Source organism: Polynucleobacter sp. 35-46-11 (assembly GCF_002281105.1).
This window is the reverse complement of the sequence record NZ_NCFJ01000188.1, coordinates 1-4,399: the sequence shown is the minus strand read 5'-3', so window position 1 is coordinate 4,399 and position 4,399 is coordinate 1. Positions and strand designations below refer to the sequence as shown.

The 4,399-nt window shown below is 43.0% G+C and carries 5 protein-coding genes; all 5 read right to left on the bottom strand.

Annotated features, from left to right (window positions below; translation table 11 throughout):
- The coding region (locus B7Y67_RS11440) for a transporter substrate-binding domain-containing protein (protein WP_293598752.1) at positions 1–392 on the bottom strand (392 nt) is incomplete at its 3' end.
- 717 nt (positions 393–1,109) lie between these two features.
- Positions 1,110–2,354 (bottom strand): sensor histidine kinase, encoded by a 1,245-nt coding sequence (locus B7Y67_RS11435; protein ID WP_367227282.1) that lies wholly within the window; start codon positions 2,352–2,354, stop codon positions 1,110–1,112.
- A 62-nt stretch (positions 2,355–2,416) separates the two neighbouring features.
- Positions 2,417–3,082, bottom strand: coding sequence for a response regulator transcription factor (locus B7Y67_RS11430; protein ID WP_293598750.1), 666 nt, complete (start codon positions 3,080–3,082; stop codon positions 2,417–2,419).
- Positions 3,083–3,110: 28 nt separating this feature from the next.
- Complete coding sequence (locus B7Y67_RS11425; protein ID WP_293598749.1) at positions 3,111–3,884, bottom strand: hypothetical protein; 774 nt, start codon at positions 3,882–3,884, stop codon at positions 3,111–3,113.
- Positions 3,881–4,324 (bottom strand): hypothetical protein, encoded by a 444-nt coding sequence (locus B7Y67_RS11420; RefSeq protein WP_293598748.1) that lies wholly within the window; start codon positions 4,322–4,324, stop codon positions 3,881–3,883. Before B7Y67_RS11420 ends, B7Y67_RS11425 begins: the two co-directional genes overlap by 4 nt.
- Between the last annotated feature and the right edge of the window lie 75 nt (positions 4,325–4,399).

Below are 4,399 nucleotides of genomic sequence, written 5' to 3'. Positions count from 1 at the left end.
ATACCAGAATTTGCCTTGACAGCAATTCGAACCTCTTCAACGTAAAGAGTATTAGCAAAACCAACATCCCTTGCTCGCGCAGTGTTGTTGGTTGTTGTGCCACACTCAATGTCTACCGTGCCGTTTTGAACCAGGGGCACACGATTCTGCGATGTAACGGGTTGATAATTAATACGTAAGGCACTCAAGCCCAGCTTATCTTTGATATCAGCCAAAATCATGCGGCAAATCTCGACGTGGTAGCCATCAAAGCGGCTATCGCCAGTGGTATACGACATAGGAATGGACGATTCACGCACACCCATGGTTACCGCACCAGTAGATTGAATTTTATCCATCGTCTGGCTTGCGGCATAAGCATTTACAGCGCCAAAGAACAATGTCGAAACGATTAAACAATTAGCGCTTAGTTTTTTGCTTTTCACGAATATCTCCCATTATCAATAAACATATAAATTTCAGTGCCAGTATATTCACAGATATCAAAATTAATAGTGCAAATATCCCCGAAAAGGGCAAAAAAGAAAGGGGGAAATTATAAGAGGTGGCCTGCCCAGCACGATTCGAACGTGCGACCTACGCCTTAGAAGCTTAAAAAATGATATAAATCAATAGCAGAAACAATGACTTAAGCCTTGCTAGATCAGGTGTGGCATACGCACCGAGAGTCGTGGAATCACGTGGAATTGATTGGTTTTGATATGGCATCTACAGATTAGGGGCTACTTTGACCAATTGCAAGTGTCGTGTTTCGAGACGGTTGGCCACTCGATTTCTGATGCACCTTCAAGCATCAAGAGACCCTCACTAGCAATAGTGGGGGTGTTGTCTTTATAGGCTGGTGAAATGTAGTGACTGTTTGGAACAATGCGGAAGTTAATGCAAGTTTCGAGTGGGGATGGAAGGCGCTGGGTTACCGTGAGCAACCTAAATAACTTGCGAAACCGGACACTTGTTAGCTTAATTTCAGAATTGCGTTTGGGCGACCTAAATTATTTACTATCGGTTTACCCGACAGCGCAGCACCAGGGCTGAGATAGAGTGTTGCTTAACATAAAGCAGACCTTTGCCTTACTTACCGATGGCAGGCTCAAAACGACCTAAAGTAGTCATCCACCATAGGTTGGCAATTGGACTGAGACACGCAAACCAGAATTACTCTTTTCATCGCTAAATGCCAAGTCCACCTGTGCGCCAAGTTTTTCAGCGATTGCCCTCACGATTGCAAGCCCTAAACCAGATCCACCTTGATTTGTACCCAAGCTACGATAAAACGGTTCAAATACCCGATCCCGCTCTTGGAGAGCGATACCAGGACCGGTATCGCACACACTAATAATTGCATGACTATCTTTTTTGCAAACCTTAAGATCGATTCGACCATGATCCGGTGTGTAGCGAATTGCATTTTCTACTAAATTCTTGAGAAGAGTAAATAAATCTAGCTCGCTAGCCCATGTAAATACATCCTCCGACTCTTCAACACCAATATCTAAAAACTTAGCCTCAGCAATTGGCATAAGTTCTTCTAAAACATGGCGAAATACTGCCTGGATAGAAACGGCATTTTCTGGGCTAACTTTTGAAGATTGTGCTTTTGCCAAAGTAAGCAGTTGTTCAAGTAAATCTCGATTACGGTTTATTCCTTGCCGTAATACGCCAATCCTTTCCTGAGCCTCAGGTGACATTTGAACTTGGGCTATGCGCTCTGCTTGCAAAGATAATGCAGTCAGTGGTGAGCGCATTTCATGAGCGGCGTCGGCAATAAAACGTCTTTGTAACAGCATAGATTGACTCACTCGCCCTAACAAGCGATTTATAGCAACTACAAAGGGTCTCAGTTCTGTTGGTAAATTAACCTCTTCTATTGAGTGCAGATGTTGCTCAGTACGACGATCAATGTCATTTGCAAGATTTTTAATAGGCTGGAATATCTTTTGCACAAGATAGGCCACGATAAATAAGAGGACAGGAAGCATAAGTAGAAATGGCATTACTGTTCGCAATGCGCTGTCGCGGGCGATTTCATCTCTGAAGCTTATGGGTTGGGATATTGCAATACGCTCACCACCATCTAGAGTCCTAAGAATAGCGCGATATTCTTTCCCATCAATTTTTATGCTCTGTAGGCCATCAGGTAAAGAAGCTGATATGTTGAGTAATCCAGGCGCATTGCCAAGCTGCTGAATAATAATGTGTGATTCAGCGTCACCTATCTTGTCATGCCTGCCATAATTTAATACGTCTAATGACAATGGTTTCTGGGTAATGAAGCTGGAAACCTGTCGCAGCAGGTCATCTTGAAGTTCATGCGCCTCATCATAGGCTGACTTGAACGCAACAATGCCTGCCATTAAAGCAAACCCTAAAATACAAATCGCTATGCTGAAAGATATTTTAAATTGCAGGGAATCGGTTAAACGTTTTTTGAAACCATCCATCCTAGCCCCCTTACATTCTTAATATGCTCGGCACCAAGCTTACGTCGCAAGGCATGGATCAAAAACTCTACAGCATTACTCTCAACCTCTTGACCCCATGCATATATACGATCTTCCAAATCACCTCGAGACAAAATGACACCAGGGCGAGATAACAGGGCCTGAAGTAAAGAAAATTCTTTTGAAGATAGTTGAGCGCTCTTGCCATCCGCAGTAGAGGCCTCATTGGTAGCTAGATCTAAAGAAATAACCCCATTACTAATTACGGAAACTGGATTACCATCTTTTCGACGAATCACAGCACGCATACGAGCCATCAGCTCAGCCATATCAAATGGCTTGACGATGTAGTCATCCGCACCACCATCTAGGCCACGCAATCGATCTTCTAGGTCATCGCGGGCGGTAATAATAAGTATAGGTATTGGATTATTGCTAGCACGAATACTCCCAAGAATATCTAAGCCATCTTTGCCTGGCAATCCCAAATCTAGGAGGATGACATCGTAGTGCTGACAAGCCAATGTAGTCAGAGCAGTTTGGCCATTTTGAACCCAGTCAACCGCATATGCACCATCTTCTAATGTGCCTTGAATTGCGGGGCCAATCATTAAGTCATCTTCAACGAGCAAAACCCGCACCACCTTCTCCTAATTTAGAAAAAATACATCAATGGGCTTTTTGAGCGGCACGATGTTGAAACATAAAAAGACAAACCAGTATGAACCCCATTAAAACAGCTGAGGCGCTATAGCGACTGAGCGCTAAGCCACCTGCAGCTAAAGGCTTATCTAAATAATCACCTACAACGGCACCTAAAGGTCTTGTCAAAATAAAAGCCATCCAAAATAAAGCAGTTTTAGAAATCTTAGTACGAAAGTGCAGCATCACTAATAGTCCTAGTAGTCCACTATACACAAGAGCGCTGCCGGCATAACCAAGACCTGCCGTATCGGCTGACCAATCACCCAGAGCCGTTCCCAACGTTTGTGAAAACATAATAGTGACCCAGTAAAAAATTTCAGCCTTAGGTGATAAGATACTTTGTACAGATATCGATCCAAGTGTGCGATGCCATAGAGTTAAAGAAGCTGCGAGCAACGTTATCAGAATGGTAACGCCACCTGCATAACCAATTCCTAATGAGCGATCTACAAAATCAGCCAAGGTAGTCCCTACTGTAGTCGTGGCAATAATCGTAATCCAATACAGCATAGGATGAAATTGCTTGGCTTTAATTTGAGCGGCTACAGCAAGTGCAAAGATAGCAGCAAAAATTCCAGTACCAGCAAGATACCCAAAGCCCATCGACATCGATAGAGCATCTCCTCCCGTTTCACCCAGCGTCGTAGCAGCAATTTTAATAATCCAAAATAGTAGAGTTACCTCTGGGACTTTTGTGAATGACTGCTCGGTAGTAACAGAGAAGAGCTCCGACCTCATTTCTTTCCTTGCATTGAGTTCATCTTTTGTAGCAAATCAGACAGCGTCGCCCTACACTCGGAAGCATTCGGGTTATTTGCTCTTAGTGCACTTAAGGAGTGGTCAATGGCCTTGTCGATCACGTGCCAATCATCAGCTGCTCTTGGCTTTAAACCAGCCTCCGCAGAATCCCATGCAACTTCTAAATCTTTAATACGGCTCTTTGCGCCCTGCAAATCATTTTTATCAACCAAAATTTGAACATCATTAGTAATAGTGATAAAAGGCGATAAATCGCCCAAATTAGATGCCGTAGTCTGAATAGATGAAGCAGTATTTTGCGCAGTACCTTGATCGGATGACTTTGAACAACCAACAAAAATGAACAATCCAAAAATAGATAAGAGGGATATAGATAAAATGCTTAGAGGCCGCGGTATTGATTTAATAGAATAGGTCATAATTTTTCCTTAGTGATTTAGAAATTAACGTTTAATTCTTTGAGACTGCTTCTTGCTCATATTCAGTTGTGCAGC